Origin of the sequence: Limnobacter alexandrii (genome assembly GCF_005871185.1) — a bacterium.
GTDB classification, from domain to species: domain Bacteria; phylum Pseudomonadota; class Gammaproteobacteria; order Burkholderiales; family Burkholderiaceae_B; genus Limnobacter; species Limnobacter alexandrii.
Genome location: NZ_SWKN01000009.1, coordinates 70,470 through 87,590 on the forward strand (window position 1 = coordinate 70,470; position 17,121 = coordinate 87,590).

The 17,121-nt window shown below is 54.0% G+C and carries 16 protein-coding genes; 14 read left to right on the forward strand and 2 right to left on the reverse strand.

Annotation, left to right across the window (positions count from 1 at the left end):
- Positions 1–255: 255 nt before the first annotated feature.
- Together gap and tkt are read right to left on the reverse strand one after the other, a co-directional pair.
- Positions 256–1,266 (reverse strand): type I glyceraldehyde-3-phosphate dehydrogenase, encoded by a 1,011-nt coding sequence (gap, locus tag FCS97_RS12115; protein WP_138518694.1) that lies wholly within the window; start codon positions 1,264–1,266, stop codon positions 256–258.
- A 25-nt stretch (positions 1,267–1,291) separates the two neighbouring features.
- A complete protein-coding gene (gene tkt / locus FCS97_RS12120; RefSeq protein WP_246066323.1) occupies positions 1,292–3,292 on the reverse strand; it encodes a transketolase in 2,001 nt (666 codons plus the stop codon).
- A 137-nt stretch (positions 3,293–3,429) separates the two neighbouring features.
- Between tkt and FCS97_RS12125 the strand changes: the two genes are divergently transcribed.
- The 14 genes from FCS97_RS12125 to ruvB all read left to right on the forward strand — a co-directional run bounded on the left by FCS97_RS12125 (position 3,430) and on the right by ruvB (position 16,730).
- Positions 3,430–4,206, forward strand: a complete 777-nt coding sequence (locus FCS97_RS12125) for a 16S rRNA (uracil(1498)-N(3))-methyltransferase (RefSeq protein ID WP_138518696.1) — start codon at positions 3,430–3,432, stop codon at positions 4,204–4,206.
- A gap of 18 nt (positions 4,207–4,224) precedes the next feature.
- Positions 4,225–5,703: an NAD-dependent succinate-semialdehyde dehydrogenase gene (locus FCS97_RS12130; RefSeq protein WP_138518697.1), complete on the forward strand. Its 1,479-nt coding sequence runs from the start codon at positions 4,225–4,227 to the stop codon at positions 5,701–5,703.
- Between the two features lie 78 nt (positions 5,704–5,781).
- A complete protein-coding gene (gene glyQ / locus FCS97_RS12135; protein ID WP_138518698.1) occupies positions 5,782–6,708 on the forward strand; it encodes a glycine--tRNA ligase subunit alpha in 927 nt (308 codons plus the stop codon).
- Between the two features lie 5 nt (positions 6,709–6,713).
- Positions 6,714–8,798, forward strand: a complete 2,085-nt coding sequence (glyS, locus tag FCS97_RS12140) for a glycine--tRNA ligase subunit beta (protein ID WP_138518699.1) — start codon at positions 6,714–6,716, stop codon at positions 8,796–8,798.
- A 15-nt stretch (positions 8,799–8,813) separates the two neighbouring features.
- Positions 8,814–9,377 carry a D-glycero-beta-D-manno-heptose 1,7-bisphosphate 7-phosphatase gene (gmhB, locus tag FCS97_RS12145; protein WP_138518700.1) on the forward strand — a complete coding sequence of 188 codons (564 nt, stop codon included), beginning with the start codon at positions 8,814–8,816 and terminating at the stop codon, positions 9,375–9,377.
- Positions 9,378–9,404: 27 nt separating this feature from the next.
- The gene (locus FCS97_RS12150; RefSeq protein ID WP_246066324.1) at positions 9,405–10,169 is read left to right on the forward strand and encodes a lysophospholipid acyltransferase family protein; all 765 of its coding nucleotides are present in this window, start codon (positions 9,405–9,407) and stop codon (positions 10,167–10,169) included.
- 6 nt (positions 10,170–10,175) lie between these two features.
- Complete coding sequence (locus tag FCS97_RS12155) at positions 10,176–10,931, forward strand: M48 family metallopeptidase (RefSeq protein WP_138518701.1); 756 nt, start codon at positions 10,176–10,178, stop codon at positions 10,929–10,931.
- Positions 10,928–11,320, forward strand: a complete 393-nt coding sequence (gene gloA / locus FCS97_RS12160) for a lactoylglutathione lyase (protein WP_138518702.1) — start codon at positions 10,928–10,930, stop codon at positions 11,318–11,320. The genes FCS97_RS12155 and gloA overlap by 4 nt, the downstream gene beginning before the upstream one ends.
- A 172-nt stretch (positions 11,321–11,492) precedes the next feature.
- Positions 11,493–12,542 carry a tRNA dihydrouridine synthase DusB gene (gene dusB, locus FCS97_RS12165; protein WP_281283838.1) on the forward strand — a complete coding sequence of 350 codons (1,050 nt, stop codon included), beginning with the start codon at positions 11,493–11,495 and terminating at the stop codon, positions 12,540–12,542.
- Complete coding sequence (locus FCS97_RS12170) at positions 12,539–12,793, forward strand: Fis family transcriptional regulator (RefSeq protein WP_008251565.1); 255 nt, start codon at positions 12,539–12,541, stop codon at positions 12,791–12,793. Before dusB ends, FCS97_RS12170 begins: the two co-directional genes overlap by 4 nt.
- A gap of 43 nt (positions 12,794–12,836) precedes the next feature.
- Positions 12,837–14,429 (forward strand): bifunctional phosphoribosylaminoimidazolecarboxamide formyltransferase/IMP cyclohydrolase, encoded by a 1,593-nt coding sequence (gene purH, locus FCS97_RS12175; RefSeq protein WP_138518704.1) that lies wholly within the window; start codon positions 12,837–12,839, stop codon positions 14,427–14,429.
- Between the two features lie 27 nt (positions 14,430–14,456).
- Positions 14,457–15,005 (forward strand): crossover junction endodeoxyribonuclease RuvC, encoded by a 549-nt coding sequence (gene ruvC, locus FCS97_RS12180; protein WP_138518705.1) that lies wholly within the window; start codon positions 14,457–14,459, stop codon positions 15,003–15,005.
- Between the two features lie 62 nt (positions 15,006–15,067).
- Entirely contained in the window at positions 15,068–15,658 is a 591-nt protein-coding gene (gene ruvA / locus FCS97_RS12185; RefSeq protein ID WP_138518706.1) for a Holliday junction branch migration protein RuvA, read from the forward strand.
- A gap of 16 nt (positions 15,659–15,674) precedes the next feature.
- Positions 15,675–16,730, forward strand: coding sequence for a Holliday junction branch migration DNA helicase RuvB (gene ruvB, locus FCS97_RS12190; RefSeq protein WP_138518707.1), 1,056 nt, complete (start codon positions 15,675–15,677; stop codon positions 16,728–16,730).
- Positions 16,731–17,121 lie beyond the last annotated feature (391 nt).

Sequence of the window (17,121 nt, forward strand, 5' to 3'; positions counted from 1 at the left end):
TACTCGCTTATCACAATGGGTTTTAGCTTACCCAGCGAGGTGCACAATCAATTTGTTGAATAGAAAGCAGAACGGAGTCTACTTCTCAGCTACCTCGCCAAAGCCAGACGAATACCGTTTTAACGGCGCCAAACAAGGCTTTGTGCATAACCATTAGGGGTAGGGGAGCCCACAAAGGAGGAAGGTTTTTTGAGGAATTGTGGGCACAAAAAAACCGGGCGCAAGGCCCGGTTTTTCATGAGAACACTTTTGGAATTACTTGGCGTTCATCAGTGCAACTGTGGTATCAAGCATGCGGTTGGAGAAGCCCCACTCGTTGTCGTACCAGCTAGATACCTTAACCAACTTGCCGCTGACTTTGGTCAATGTGGCGTCAAAGGCGCTTGAGGCGGGGTTGTGGTTGAAGTCAATGGACACCAAAGGTGCTTCGTTGTATTCCAACACGCCTTTCAATGGGCCTTCGGCGGCAGCTTTCAAAATGCTGTTGACTTCTTCAACGGTGGTGTCGCGCTTGGCGATGAATGACAAATCAACCATGGACACGTTGATGGTGGGCACGCGCACCGCGTAACCGTCCAGCTTGCCGTTCAGTTCAGGCAACACCAAGCCAACCGCCGCAGCAGCACCGGTTTTGGTGGGGATCATGCTCATGGTGGCAGAACGCGCACGGCGCAGGTCTTCGTGGTACACGTCGGTCAACACCTGGTCGTTGGTGTAGGCGTGAATGGTGGTCATCAGGCCGGTTTCCAAACCAATCGCATCATTCAAAGGCTTGACCAAGGGGGCCAGACAGTTGGTGGTGCAAGATGCGTTTGAAATCACTGTGTCAGTGCTTTTCAACACATTGTGGTTCACACCGAATACAACAGTGGCGTCTACGTCTTTACCACCAGGGGCGGAGATGATGACTTTCTTTGCGCCGCCTTTCAGGTGAGCCGATGCTTTTTCCTTGGAGGTGAAAAAGCCTGTGCATTCCATCACAACGTCTACGCCCAACTCGCCCCATGGCAGTTCGGCAGGGTTGCGGTTGGCCAAAACCTTGATTTTGTCGCCATTCACAACCATGTAATCGCCATCAACAGTCACGGTGCCGGGAAAACGGCCGTGGGCTGTGTCGTACTGGGTCAGGTGAGCATTGGTCTTGGGATCGCCCAGGTCGTTAATCGCCACGATTTGAATGTCGTGTTTCTTGCCACCTTCATAGTGGGCACGCAGTACATTTCGGCCGATGCGGCCATAGCCGTTGATCGCTACGCGAATGGTCATGACAAATCTCCTTAAAGTAAATCAATTATTTCTGTACCAAAGCCAATGCGGCTTCGGTGAGTTTTTCAGTCGTCAGTCCAAAATGCTTGAACAAAGCACCTGCCGGGGCAGATTCACCAAAGGTGCTCATGCCCAACACGGTGCCTTTCACGCCAGCCTGTGCAATGTATTTGTACCAGCCATCGGTCATGCCAGCTTCAATCACGGCGATCGGCGCTGTGCCCAGCACTTCTGCTTTGTAAGCTGCACTTTGGCGATCAAACACATTGGTTGAAGGCATGGACACCACACGCGCCGCCACGCCTTTTTCCGCCAAAGCCTTCTGCGTGTTCATCGCAATCTCGATTTCCGAACCTGTGGCGATCAAGGTGACCTTGGCACCGGCTGCATCAGCCAGCACATAGCCACCTTTGGCGATTGAATTCAATACCGATTCAGAGCGCGCCAGGAATGGCAGGTTTTGGCGACTGAACAACAAGCTGCTTGGTCCGTCTTTGCGCATCACCGCGCTGTTCCAGGCCGCCATAGATTCCACGGAATCGGCCGGGCGCCACACGTCCATATTGGGCAGCAAGCGCAGGGTTGCAGCATGCTCTACTGGCTGGTGGGTGGGGCCGTCTTCACCCAAACCGATTGAGTCGTGGGTGAATACAAAAATATTGCGCTTCTTCATGAGTGCCGCCATGCGCAGGGCATTGCGGCTGTAATCGGAGAAGGTCAAGAAGGTGGCGCCAAATGGAATGTAACCACCGTGCAGCGCCACTCCGTTGAGTGCGGCGCTCATCCCGAATTCACGCACACCCCAGTTGATGTGGTTACCGGCAGTAAAGCCATCGGCGTTGCGACGAACCGCCACACACTTGGGCCAATTGGTCAGGTTTGAACCTGTCAGGTCGGCAGAGCCGCCCAGCAGTTCGGGCAATTCGGCAGCCAGCAGCGTAATTGCGTTTTGGCTGGCTTTGCGGGTGGCGATGGTTTCACCCTTGGCAGCCACTTCAGCCAGCAAACGGGCAGCAGTCTGTTCAAACTGCGCAGGCAAATCACCCGCCATGCGGCGCTTGAATTCTGAAGCCTTGGCCGGGAATTTCGCGCTGTAAGCGTCGAACAACTTGTCCCAGGCGGATTGGCGTGCAGCACCTTCAACCTGCGCGTCCCAGGCGTTGTACACCTCGGCAGGAATTTCGAAGGGAGCATGGTCCCAACCAATTGCAGCGCGGGTAGCGGCAATTTCAGCATCGCCCAGCGGTGCACCGTGTACTTTGTCGGTACCCGCCAGATTAGGCGAACCCTCGCCGATATTGGTTTTGCAGCAAATCAGGGTTGGGCCTTTGTCCAGCGCAGCGTTTTGCTTGGCCTGAGCAATGGCGGCATCCACCGCGTCTACATCGTGGCCATTCACGCTTGGAATCACGTTCCAGCCATAAGCCTCAAAGCGCTTTGGCGTGTTGTCGGCAAACCAGTGCTCAACTTCGCCATCGATGGAAATGCCATTGTCGTCGTACATCACGATCAGCTTGGACAAGCCCAAGGTGCCCGCCAAGGAACAAGCCTCGTGGGAAATGCCTTCCATCAGGCAACCGTCACCCAAAAACACATAGGTGTTGTGGTCGACGATCGGGAAACCCGCTTCATTGAACTCTGCTGCCAGCAGCTTTTCAGCCAAGGCCAAACCGACGGCATTGGCAATGCCCTGCCCCAATGGGCCCGTGGTGGTCTCAACTCCGGGGGTGATGTCCACTTCAGGGTGGCCTGGTGTTTTAGAATGCAACTGGCGGAAATTTTTCAATTCCTCAATCGGCAAATCGTAGCCAGTCAGGTGCAGCAGCGCGTAAATCAACATGGAACCGTGGCCGTTGGACAATACGAAGCGGTCGCGATCAGCCCACAGGGGGTTTTGCGGATTGTGCTTCAAGTGACGGGCCCACAAGGCCACTGCGATTTCGGCCATGCCCATAGGCATGCCGGGATGCCCGGATTTGGCGGCTTGAACTGCATCCATGGCGAGCGCGCGAATTGCGTTGGCCATGTTCTTTGACGAAGAGGACATAGGTATGGGGATTGAGGGTTATGCCTGTGGCAAAGTTGGAAAAAAATGAATTTTATCAAAGCTATTCCAATAAAGCGCCCCCTCGCGGACAAACGACTGAATAAAGACAGGGAAACATGAAACACGACAAAGGCAAGCGCTTACCCCGCTTCCTGCTAGAACACTGCAACAGCGTGGGCCAAGTGCTTGATCTGTCTGACGACTTGATGCATTACGCCTCCAGGGTTTTGCGCCTGCGCGAGGGCGAGGCACTGAGGGTATGGAATGGAAAGGGCTGTGAGTACCACGCCACAGTTCATTACGTGTCCAAAAAACTGGCTCAAATTCATGTTGGTGAACAACTTGCTTTGCGAAACACCGAACTGAATCGCCCCCTGCACGTTCTCCAGGCCCTGCCGGAGGGCGACAAAATGGATTGGGTGCTTGAAAAATGCACAGAATTGGGCGTCGCTGGCTTTCACCCGGTTCAAGCCCAACGCAGCGTGGTTAAACTGGACGGTGAACGGGCTACCAAGCGGCAAGCCCACTGGGAACGAGTTGTGTTGGCGGCGAGCCTGCAAAGCGAACGGGGCCAACTGGCCATGGTTGAACCAGTCAGGTCTCTTTCCGATGCACTTGGACACTTGGCGCAAACCTGGCCCCGCGCGCAGGTGCTCTGGTTTACGCCTCAGGCCGAACAGTCACTGAGAAACTGGACGCCCAATGCAACACCTGGGGAACCATTGATCATTTGCGTGGGCCCGGAGGGTGGTTGGTCTTCTGATGAAACCGACACCGCAACACGACTGGGTGCCCTGCCCCTGAATTTTTCGCAACGTGTGTTGCGAACTGAAACATTTGCAGTGGCCTGTACAGCGCAGCTGACAGCCCTGCTCAACCTTGAAGCACACTGAACAACGAGAGAGACGGACATGAGCAGTACCACAAACCATGGGTTTCAATTCAAAAACCCCAGCCTGTTGCAAACCAATCCTTTTGTGTATGGCAGTTTTCATGAATGCGAGAAGGACTTCCCGGTGGACAATCCTTCCACAGGAGAAACCATCGCCCAAGTTGGCAACACTTCCGTGGCCTTGGCGCACGATGCCATTTTGTGTGCCGAAAAAGCCCTGACCAGCTGGCGCAACACCACCGCCAAAAGCCGCGCCCAAATGCTGCGCAAATGGTTTGACCTGATCATTGACAACGCTGACGACCTGGCCTTTTTAATGACACTGGAACAAGGCAAACCCCTGGCTGAAGCCAAAGGGGAAGTGATTTACGGCGCAAGCTTCGTGGAGTGGTTTGCCGAGCAGGCCAAACGCATTGAAGGCAGCGTGCTGGAATCGCCCCAATTGGGTCGTGAATTGCTGGTGCTAAAACAGGGTATTGGCGTGTGTGCAGCCATTACGCCGTGGAATTTTCCAATTGCCATGATTACCCGCAAGGTGGCGCCTGCGCTGGCTGCGGGCTGCACAGTGGTGATCAAGCCAGCCGAACAAACCCCCCTTAGCGCCCTGGCGTTGGCCGAGTTGTCCCGCCAGGCAGGCATCCCGGCCGGGGTTTTGAATGTCATTACTGGCGACGCCGACCGTTCCATCGAGATTGGCAAGGTACTTTGCGAAAGCGAAGTAGTCCGGAAGCTGACCTTCACGGGCAGCACCGAAGTGGGCCGCATTCTGATGCAGCAATGTGCCCCCACCATCAAGAAACTAAGCCTGGAACTGGGTGGTCATGCGCCATTCATCGTGTTTGAAGACGCGGATTTGGACAAAGCAGTGGATGGCTTGATTGCCTCCAAATTCCGCAACGCAGGCCAAACCTGCGTATGCACAAACCGAATCTATGTTCAACGCAGTGTGCAACAGGCGTTTGCCGAGAAACTGCAAGCCAAGGTGGCCAGGCTGGAAGTGGGCGACGGCCTGAAGACCAAAGCCAGCATTGGCCCAATGATTGATGACAACGCTGTTGCCAAGGTTCAAAAACATGTGGATGACGCGCTCGCGAAAGGCGCCAAACTGCTGCATGGCGGCAAACCCCATGATTTGGGCGGTCGCTTTTTCCAGCCAACCCTGATTGACAATGCAGACCACCGCATGTTGGTGGCCCAAGAAGAAACCTTTGGCCCGCTGGCTGCCATTTTCCCCTTCGACACTGAAGAACAGGCCATCAACTACGCCAATAACACACCATACGGCCTGGCCGCCTACTTCTACACCGAGAATTCGGCGCGCACTTTCCGCGTAAGCCGCGCCCTGGAATATGGCATGGTGGGTATTAATGTGGGCGTTTTCTCCAATGAGGTGGGCCCGTTTGGCGGCGTGAAGCAATCGGGTTTGGGTCGGGAAGGCTCGGTGTGGGGCATCGAGGAGTTCCTGGAAATGAAGTACCTGTGCATTGGCACGCTTTAAGTTTGAAAGCCCCTGCAACCATTACAATACGGGGCAATCGATGTACAAAAAATTGAATCACGAAGGACACCGGCGCACATGCACAAGAAACCGCTGACGTTTCAACAGGCCATTCTGACCCTGCAAAACTACTGGGACCAACAAGGTTGCGCCCTGCTGCAGCCATTCGACATGGAAGTGGGCGCTGGCACCAGCCACACCGCCACATTTTTGCGCGCACTCGGCCCCGAACCGTGGAATGCGGCCTATGTGCAGCCCTCGCGCCGCCCCAAAGACGGCCGCTACGGTGAAAACCCCAACCGCATGCAGCACTACTATCAGTTTCAGGTGGTGTTGAAACCCTCGCCAGAAAACATCATCGACCTTTACCTGGGCAGCCTGGAAGCACTGGGCATTGACACCAAACAGAATGACATCCGCTTCGTGGAAGACAACTGGGAAAACCCGACACTGGGTGCCTGGGGTCTGGGCTGGGAAGTGTGGCTCAACGGCATGGAAGTGACTCAGTTCACATACTTCCAGCAAGTGGGCGGCTTGGACTGTTCTCCAATTCTGGGCGAAATCACCTACGGTATTGAACGCCTGACCATGTACTTGCAAGGGAAGGAAAATGTGTATGACCTGGTGTGGACCGAGCGCGAAGAAAAAGGCGTGATGAAAACCCTCACCTACGGCGATGTGTTTCACCAAAACGAAGTGGAACAATCCACCTACAACTTCGAGCACAGCAATGCCGACATGTTGTTCCGTCATTTCGGAGAGTATGAAGCCGAGGCCAAGCATCTGATTGAAGTTGGTCTGGCCCTGCCCGCCTATGAAATGATTTTGAAAGCTGCGCACACCTTCAATTTGCTGGATGCACGCGGTGCAATTTCCGTGACCGAACGCGCTGCCTACATTGGCCGAATCCGCAATTTGTCGCGCGCCGTGGCGCAGGCGTATTTTGATTCCCGCGAAAAGCTGGGCTTCCCCATGTGCAACACCCCCAATACACAAGCGGCCTGATATTCATGAATCCAACATTACTGGTTGAGCTGTTTACCGAAGAGCTCCCACCCAAAGCTTTACAAACACTGGGCACTGCCTTTGCAGAACTGCTGAGCAAAACGCTGCGCGATGAAGGTCACCTTTCTGATTCCAGCACGGTTGAAAGCTTTGCAAGCCCACGCCGCTTGGCATGCCGAATTAGCAACGTGGCCGCAATCAGCCCTGAGAAAAAAATTCAGGAACGCTTGCTACCCGTAAAAATCGGCCTGGACGCCAACGGCCAACCCACACCACCCTTGCAGAAAAAGCTGGACTCGCTGGGCCTGGGTGCAATTGGCGTGGATCAACTTGAAACCATCAACGATGGCAAACAGGATGTGCTGCACATTTCACGTACCCAAGCTGGCAAGGCACTCGAAGAATCGCTGAGCAAAGCGCTTGACGTGGCCACCACCAAATTGCCCATTCCAAAAGTGATGAGCTACCAGCGCCCCGATGGCAGCACCGTGCATTTTGTGCGCCCCGCCCATCGCCTAACCTGCCTGCATGGCGACAAGGTTATTCCCGCACAAGTGCTGGGGCTGGAAAGCAACCGCATCACCTTGGGCCACCGCTTCTTGAGCACTGGCGTTGTCAATATTGCCAGCGCCGACAGCTACGAAACACAGCTTGAAACCGAAGGCAAAGTGATCGCCAGTTTCGAGAAACGCAAGGCCGCCATTGTGAAAGCCTTGGCTGAACAAGCCGCTGGCGACAAGGTGGTACAACCCGACGACTTGATCGACGAGGTGTGTGCGCTGGTTGAATGGCCCGTGGTGTACGAGGCAGGCTTCGAAAAAGAGTTTCTGGAAGTGCCTCAGGAATGCCTGATTTTGACCATGCAGGCCAACCAGAAATACTTTGCGATCACAGACCAGAACGGCAAGATGAAAAACCGCTTCTTGCTGGTTTCGAACCTGTTGACCCCCACTCCTGAATTGATCACCACCGGCAATGAACGTGTGCTGCGCGCACGCTTGGCCGATGCAAAATTCTTCTTTGATCAAGACCGCAAGAAAACTCTGGAAAGCCGCTTGCCCGGTCTGGCCAATGTGGTGTACCACAACAAACTGGGCACACAGAAAGACCGCAATGGTCGCTTGGTTGAACTGGCGGCCGCATTGGCCCCGGTGTGTGGTGCCGACATTGAGCAAGCCAAGCGCGCAGCGCTGCTGTGCAAGGCCGACCTGCTCACTGACATGGTGGGCGAATTCCCCGAACTACAAGGCAATATGGGCGAACACTACGCTCGCCACGACGGCGAACATGCCGACGTAGCCCAAGCCATTGCAGACCACTACAGCCCCCGTTTTGCAGGCGACCACTTGCCCCGCAACCCAGTGGGTGTGGCTGCAGCGTTGGCCGACAAACTTGAAACCCTGGTGGGCATTTACAGCATCGGCCTGATCCCCACCGGCGACAAAGATCCCTTCGCATTGCGCCGCCATGCACTGGGCGTGATCCGCATGGTGATTGAGAAAAACCTGAAGCTGGATTTGATCGACGCCCTGAACAAAGCAAGTACCTTGTTCACAGCATTCCCCGACTTCAAACACAGCGTGGAAGGCATTGCTGGCTTCATTCAAGACCGCCTTCGCGGTTACCTGAAAGACCAAGGTTACTCCACCGCCGAAGTTGAATCGGTGCTGAGCCAAAACCCGAGCCAGTTTGCAGACCTGCCCAAACGTCTTGAGGCGGTGCGCGCATTCTCGCAATTGCCAGAATCCCAAGCGCTGGCAGCGGCCAACAAGCGCATTACCAATATTTTGAAGAAAACCGAAGTGGGTTCCGCCGAAGTAGACGCAAGCCTGTTGCAAGTCGATGCTGAGAAAGCCCTGGCCGCACAAGTCAAAGAAGTGGAACCACATGCCACCCGTGCATTCGACCAAGGCGATTACCAGCAAGCCTTATTGGTACTGGCCCCGCTGAAAGCCAATGTGGATGCGTTTTTTGAGAACGTGATGGTGATGGACAACAACGAAGCTTTGAAAAACAACCGCCTTGCCTTGTTGAAACACATGCATGGTTTGATGAACCGTGTAGCCGACATTTCACAGTTGGCGGCATAAGCCAAAGGACAAGCCATGAAACTCATCGTGCTGGACAGGGATGGCGTCATTAACGAAGACTCGGACGAGTACATCAAGTCCGTGGATGAATGGATTCCGATTCCCGGCAGCATGGAGGCGATTGCGCGCCTGAACCGAGGGGGTTTTCGCGTGGTGGTGGCCACCAACCAAAGCGGCATTTCCCGCGGCATGTTCGATCTTGAAACGCTTTCGGCCATGCACAAAAAAATGCATGAACTGGCGGGTGTAGCAGGTGGGCACATTGAAGGTATTTTCTTCTGCCCACATGGCCCTGACGACAAATGCAATTGCCGCAAGCCCAAACCTGGCCTGTTTCAGGAAATTCAAGCACGAACCGGCTTCAACCTTGAGGGCGTGCCCTGCGTGGGCGATTCGCTTCGCGACTTGCAGGCCGGGGCCAGCATGGGTTGCACCACATTCTTGGTTAAAACCGGCAAAGGCAAAAAAACACTGGAAAAAAGCAAAGACGAATTGCCCAAAGGCACCTTGGTGTTCGACAATCTGACTGCGGTCGCCGAACATTTGGTGCCCGATGATCCTTTCGCAAACAATCGATAACAACTAAAACAAACTCGGAGGCCCGTGGTGAGATCCTTCATTGGTTCTATCCTGTTTTTCATTTACGTGGTGGTGTACACACCCATTCACGCAACGCTTTTGCTCTTGGTTTCTCCCTTTATTTCGATTCGCAACCGCTATGTATTTGCCTGTTGGTGGAACGCCATCAACATTCGCATGCTTCGCCTGCTGTGCAACATTCAATACAACATTGAAGGCATGGAGCACCTGCCCAACACAGGCGCCATCATTTTGGCGAAGCATCAATCTGCCTGGGAAACCTTCGCCATTCCCGCCAACCTGTTGCCTCGCCAGCTTTGCCTGGTGTACAAAAAAGAACTTCAATACGTGCCATTTTTTGGCTGGGCCTTGTGGGTGCTGCGCATGGTTCCAATTGACCGCAAGAATGGTGTTGAAGCATTCGAGCAGGTCAAAACCATGGCGGGCAAGCGCATGAAAGAAGGTGCGTGGATGATGTTTTTCCCAGAAGGCACACGCGTGCCCGTGGGCTACAAACGCCGTTACAAAACCGGTGGAACCCGCCTGGCTGTTGCAACCGGTACACCGGTGGTGCCCGTCGCCCACGATGCGGGAGAATACTGGAAGCGCAAGGGTTTTTTCAAAAAAGCCGGCACAGTCACCTTGCGGTTTGGTCCCCCCATTTCCCCGGAAGGACACGACGCCGACAGCTTGATGAAAGTGGTTGAAGAATGGATCGAGGGCGAAATGCACAAGATCAGCCCACACCGCTACACCAGCGCCGAGACACCCTTGGTGGGCAAAGGCGAGTAACAGACCATGCAGTTAACAGCAGCACCCAACCCCACCGAAGTTCGCAGCATTGAACTGCCTTGGGGGGTGTGCAGCTATATTCTGAAACGCAGCAAACGCAGATCGGTCGGTTTTTTGATCGGCGACCAGGGCTTGCAAATTTCAGCGCCTTTGCGCCTCTCCCTCACAGAACTACACAGCATCATCGCGACGAAAGCGTCGTGGATTGAACAGCGCCTGAAACAATGGGAAACGCGCAGCAAGCAAACCGTTTCCCTGTCCAGTCTGCTTGATGCAGGCAAGCCAGTTCCGGTGCGTGGCGAGGCATACCACCTGGACACACTGCCCCCACGCTGCAAACCCATGCTGAACCCGTGGACAAAAAGCATTGCCCTACCCGCATGTGAAAGTGCTGTGCAGCGCGACAAAGCCATTGAAAAAGTGTTGAGAGCCCACGCCAAGGAAGTGTTCACACACATGGCCGCCAAGCTTCTTGAACGTCAGCCAGCAGCGCAAAGGCTGCCGAACTTTTCCATTCACTTGAGCAGCCCAAGTTCACGCTGGGGCAGTTGCAACAGCAAGCGAGAGGTCCGCCTGAACTGGCGCCTGGTGCACTACCCACCGCAATTGATTGAATACGTGATTGCGCACGAACTGGCACACCTTGTGGAAATGAATCACAGTGCGCGCTTTTGGGCCGTGCTTGAAAGCCTGATGCCCGGCTATCAGGAACCGCACAAATTATTGTCAAAAATGAATCCCGCAGAGGTACCCGTATTATGAGAATTCTTCACACCATGCTGCGCGTTGGCGATCTCCAACGCTCCATCCATTTTTACACCCAAGTCATGGGCATGAAACTGATTCGCACCACAGAGCGCGCGGATCAAGGTTACTCCCTGGCCTTCGTGGGATATGGCGGTGAGCAGGACGGTGCCGTGCTTGAGTTGACCTACAACCATGGCGTGAGCAAGTATGAGTTGGGCACTGCGTATGGACATATTGCAATCGCAGTGGAGGACGCTTATGCCCAATGCGAGCGCATCACTGAAGCGGGCGGAAAAGTAACTCGCGCAGCCGGGCCCGTCAAAGGTGGCAGCACAGTAATTGCGTTTGTTGAAGACCCGGATGGATACAAAATTGAATTAATACAAGTATCGCAATCACATTGATTTCAATGCGCATAAGGCCATGTGATTCCGCAGGGCACGCAAGGCCTTGCGGACCACTTTGACAAACAGAAGTCAAGTAAAAAATTTCCGTTTTTTTCCAGATTTAGGGTCGAATAAATTCGCCCTGCCCGTTACAATGGGCTGCTCGAAATTTGCTTAAATTTTGTGCAACGTGCGCATCGCTCATTTAACACTTCCAAACAATCTGTTCCTTGCCCCAATGGCAGGCGTGACAGATCGCCCCTTCCGCCAGTTGTGCAAAAAACTGGGCGCGGGGCATGCTGTGTCGGAAATGGCAGCGAGTAACCCTGCATTGTGGAAAACTGACAAAAGCACACGCCGCTTAAACCACTACGGCGAAACCAAACCCATCGCTGTTCAAATTGCCGGAGCAGACCCGGAAATGATGGCGCATGCCGCCGCCTACAACATTGAACGCGGCGCACAAATCATTGACATCAACATGGGCTGCCCCGCAAAAAAAGTGTGTGCGGTTGCAGCAGGTTCAGCCCTGTTGCAAAACGAAAGTTTGGTTGAGCAAATTTTAAAAGCCGTGCATGCCGAATGTGAACAGCGAGGCGTACCACTTACCCTGAAATACCGCACCGGCTGGTCACCCGAACACAAGAATGCAATACACATTGCGCAAATGGCAGAATCAATCGGTGTATCGCTACTCACCCTTCATGGTCGCACTCGCGCCTGTGGTTACACAGGAGATGCCGAGTACGACACAATCAAGGCCGTAAAGCGGGCCGTCAACATTCCAGTGATTGCGAACGGTGACATCACCAGCCCGGAAAAAGCGAAACACGTGTTGGACTACACCGGTGCAGACGGCCTGATGATCGGCCGGGCGGCACAAGGCAATCCCTGGATTTTTAGAGAAGTACTGCATTACCTGAAAACGGGTGAACACCTAGACCCACCCACTTTGGAAGAAGCCCATGAAGTCATGTTGCATCACCTGCGTGATCACCATGAATTTTATGGAGAAAAAACGGGCATGCTCACCGCCCGAAAGCATTTGCAATGGTATCTTTGCGGCCCAGCCGGAAAAAACAACACCGTGGTCGACCAACTGATGTTGGCGCAAACCACACGCGAACAATTGCGCATTGTTGATGAATTTTTTCTGAACTGGTTATCAAGCGGCCAGCAGTACTTCGCCGCTGCAAACGATTCACTCCAACCAACACCAACAAGAAGATTGGCAGCATGAAACCCAATGACAGTGATCTAAGCCCGATTACGATTTCCGAGTGCATCCGCAGCAACCTCGACAAGTTCTTCGATGACCTTGAAGGTGAATGTGCCAAGTCGGTTTACGACATGGTGCTGTCTGCCGTCGAGCGTCCCATGCTCGAAGTGGTCATGGAAAAAGCCAACATGAACCAAACAATTGCCAGCCAAATGTTGGGAATCAATCGCAACACCTTGCGCAAGAAACTGCAACAGCACGGCCTCATCTGATTTTTAATTTTTACTGGCCGCTTTATAACCGGCCCCTGAAACCATGACATCAAATCCAACCATCAAACGCGCGCTGCTGAGCGTGTCCGACAAAACCGGCATTCTTGAATTGGCCAAAGCTTTGGCTGATCATGGCGTGGAAATTTTATCCACCGGCGGCACTGCCAAGTTGCTTACTGAAAAAGGCCTGGTTGTGAAGGAAGTAAGCAGCCACACAGGATTCCCGGAAATTATGGATGGCCGTGTGAAAACACTGCATCCAAAAATTCACGGCGGTATTCTCGCGCGTCGGGATTTGCAAAGCCACCAAGATGCCATGGAAGAGCACGGCATTGGTGCAATCGATTTGGTGGCAGTGAACCTGTACCCATTCGACAAAGCCACTGCTGGCGAGAATGTAAAACTGGAAGACGCGATTGAGAATATCGACATCGGCGGCCCAGCCATGGTTCGTGCTTCAGCGAAAAACTACACTGGCGTCACCATCATTGTTGACCCGGCCGATTACGGCAAAGTCATCGACGAAATTAAGGGCAACGATGGCGCAACCACGCTGAAAACACGCAGTGGTTTGGCCGCGAAGGCCTACGCACACACTGCCCGCTATGATGGTGCAATTGCTGCGTTTCTTACAAGCCTGCAGGGCACTGAAGGTGCACTGGAAGACACGCCCGCACGCATTGAATACCCCGAAGTACTTTCAATGCAATTCCACAAAGTACAAGACATGCGCTACGGGGAAAACCCACACCAAAGTGCAGCCTTCTACCGCGAAGCCAAAGCACCGGTTGGCTTGTTGGCCAACTACCGCCAGTTGCAAGGCAAAGAACTCAGCTTCAATAACATCGCCGATTCGGATGCTGCTTGGGAATGCGTCAAAACTTTTGAGGCACCCGCTTGCGTCATCATCAAGCATGCCAACCCCTGTGGCGTGGCTGTGGCCGAAGGCACATTGAATGCTTACCACAAGGCGTTCAAAACAGACCCTACTTCAGCCTTTGGTGGCATCATTGCTTTCAACCGCCCAGTCGATGAAGCGACCGCTCAGGCCGTGGCCAAGCAATTTGTGGAAGTGGTTATTGCACCCTCGTTTGACGAAGCCGCGCGCGCCGTATTTTTCGCCAAGCAGAACGTTCGCCTGCTGGAAATTCCCGTAGAAGCTGGCATGCACAAGTTTGATTACAAACGCGTGGGTGGCGGCTTGCTGGTGCAAAGCCCTGATGAACGCAATGTGCAACAAAGTGAAATCAAAGTGGTCAGCAAGCGCCAGCCCACCGAGCAACAATGGTCCGATTTGATGTTCGCCTGGCGCTGTGCCAAGTTCGTGAAAAGCAATGCCATCGTGTTTTGCAAAGACGGCATGACCATGGGTGTGGGCGCAGGCCAAATGAGCCGGGTTGATTCTGCTCGCATCGCATCAATCAAAGCGCAAAACGCCGGCCTGACACTGGCTGACAGTGCTGTCGCATCCGATGCATTCTTCCCCTTCCGTGATGGTCTGGATGTGGTGGTGGATGCCGGTGCAAGCTGTGTGATTCAACCAGGCGGTTCCATGCGAGACGAAGAAGTGATCGCAGCGGCCAACGAACGCGACATTGTCATGGTGCTGACTGGTGTGCGCCATTTCCGCCATTAATCACTACAGCTTGTACGCCCAGCCGTGATGCGCATTCTTGGAATTGACCCTGGTCTGCGCATCACCGGTTACGGTGTGGTCGACATCATTGAAAGCCAGCAAGTTTATGTGGCCAGTGGTGTGATCCGTTCGAATTCCGATGCATCCCTGCCCGACCGTTTGCACACCCTGTTTTCCGGGCTTTGCGAACTGGCCGAACTCTACAAACCGACTGTGGCCGTGGTTGAAAAAGTGTTCGTCAACGTGAACCCGCAATCCACCTTGCTACTAGGGCAAGCGCGTGGCGCAGTGCTTACCGCACTCACCCACAGTGGCCTGGCCGTGACCGAATACACTGCGCTGCAAATTAAACAAGCGATTGTGGGGCACGGCAAAGCCAACAAGGAACAGGTGCAGGAAATGGTGAAGCGTTTGCTGAAATTGCCAGCCCACCCATCCGCAGACGCGGCCGATGCTTTGGCCGCTGCGCTAACCCATGCACAAAGCAGCAAACTGCTGGGCGCGCTGGCCAACAAAGACTTGCCCACCAGTATTTTCAAAACCCGCACCCGAAAGGGCCGCACCAGCTGGAAATGAATTCGCTTGGCGTATAATCAATTTCAGTTTACTGTGATTATGAACAGTGTGGAGAAACTGCAATGATTGGTCGCCTGAAAGGCACTTTGCTGGAAAAAAATGCGCCGTGGATTCTGCTTGATGTACAAGGCGTGGGCTATGAATTACAGGTGCCCATGAGCACCCTGTTCAATCTGCCTGAAATCAATGGCAGTTGCACACTGCTCACACACCTTGTTGTGCGTGAGGATGCGCACACCCTGTATGGCTTTCAAAACATTGCCGAAAAAAACCTGTTCAAAACGCTGATTAAGGTATCTGGTATTGGCCCGCGCACCGCACTGGCCATTTTATCGTCCATTTCCACCAACGACTTTTTGCTTGCTGTGCAAAGCCAGGAAACCGCGCGTTTGGTAAAAATCCCCGGCATTGGCAAAAAAACAGCGGAACGTTTGTTGCTTGAATTGAAGGGGCAAATTGTGGCGCTAGGTGGCACCGCCAGTATTGCGGAAGGCATGCCCTTGCCTGTTGGAAATCAAAGTGAAATTGTTCAGGCCCTGTGCGCCTTGGGTTATTCTGACAAAGAAGCAGCCCTCGCCTGCAAAGGCCTGCCCGAGGGCACCAGTGTTACCGACGGCTTGAAGCTGGCCCTGCGCAATTTGTCCAAAGGCTAAACCGAGATAACCCACGATGATTGAACCCGATCGCCTGATCAGCCCCGCCAAAACCACACCCGCCGAGGAAGCTTTCGAGCGTGCTTTGCGCCCAAAGCATTTGGATGAGTATGTGGGTCAGCAGAAAATTCGGGATCAGCTGGATATTTTTATTGCGGCCGCGCGTGCGCGCAAGGAGGCACTGGATCACGTACTGTTGTTTGGCCCGCCGGGCTTGGGCAAAACAACCCTGGCCCACATTCTGGCCCGGGAAATGGGTGTGAACTTGCGCCAAACATCTGGCCCCGTGCTTGAACGGCCCGGCGATTTGGCTGCCTTGTTGACCAACCTTGAAGCCAACGACGTGCTGTTCATCGACGAAATTCACAGGCTCTCGCCTGTGGTCGAAGAAATTTTGTACCCCGCGCTCGAAGACTATCAAATCGACATCATGATTGGCGAAGGCCCAGCCGCACGCAGCGTGAAACTTGATTTACAGCCCTTTACCTTGGTGGGTGCCACCACTCGTGCAGGCATGTTGACCAACCCTTTGCGCGATCGCTTTGGCATTGTCTCGCGGCTTGAGTTTTATACGCCGGAAGAACTGTCGCGCATTGTCGCGCGTTCAGCCAATTTGCTGGACACCCCAGCAGAAGCTTCGGGCTGCCTGGAAATTGCACGCCGTTCTCGCGGCACACCCCGAATCGCCAACCGACTGTTGCGCCGCGTACGAGACTACGCCCAAGTGAAAGCCGATGGTGTTATTACCGCTGAGGTGGCCGATGCAGCACTCACCATGCTGGATGTCGACAAAGTGGGCCTGGACCCCATGGACCGGCGATTGCTGGAAACCATCATTCACAAATTTGGTGGTGGACCCGTTGGGCTTGAAAGTGTGGCTGCCGCCATTGGTGAGGAAAAAGACACCATTGAAGATGTGCTGGAACCCTACCTGATTCAGCAAGGCTACATTCAACGCACACCCCGTGGGCGAATTGCCACGCTGAATACTTATGCACACTTCGGGCTGACAGCACCGGCCAGTTTGGCGGGTACGCATGCGGCGAATTTGCAGCAAGGCGATTTGCTGTAGAAACGGGATTGCCAACTCGTCGGGGTTGCCGGTTTATTTGACCGTGCCGTCGGTTTTCTTCGCCAACTCGTCGGGGTTGCCTGATTCCGCACTGAAAACCGCTTGATCCCTTTTTGAATTCATTCTTGCTCACCGAGCTCGGCAAAAAACATGGCTGAGTCTCGGTGTTGGCAACTCGCCAAACGCATCGAATGAATCCAAACCGGGGCGGTTTTCTTGAAGTTTGGAACAGGCAAACCCACTGCCGAGTTGGCGAAAGAAACTGGCCGCTGCAGGTCACCTGTCACTACCAGCAGAATCAACGAGCGTTGGGTGTTCTTGGTTCAACGCCGTCCAGTTAATCAGTCACCGTCTTATCGCGCGACGACTAAGCAATCATGTACCCGACAAA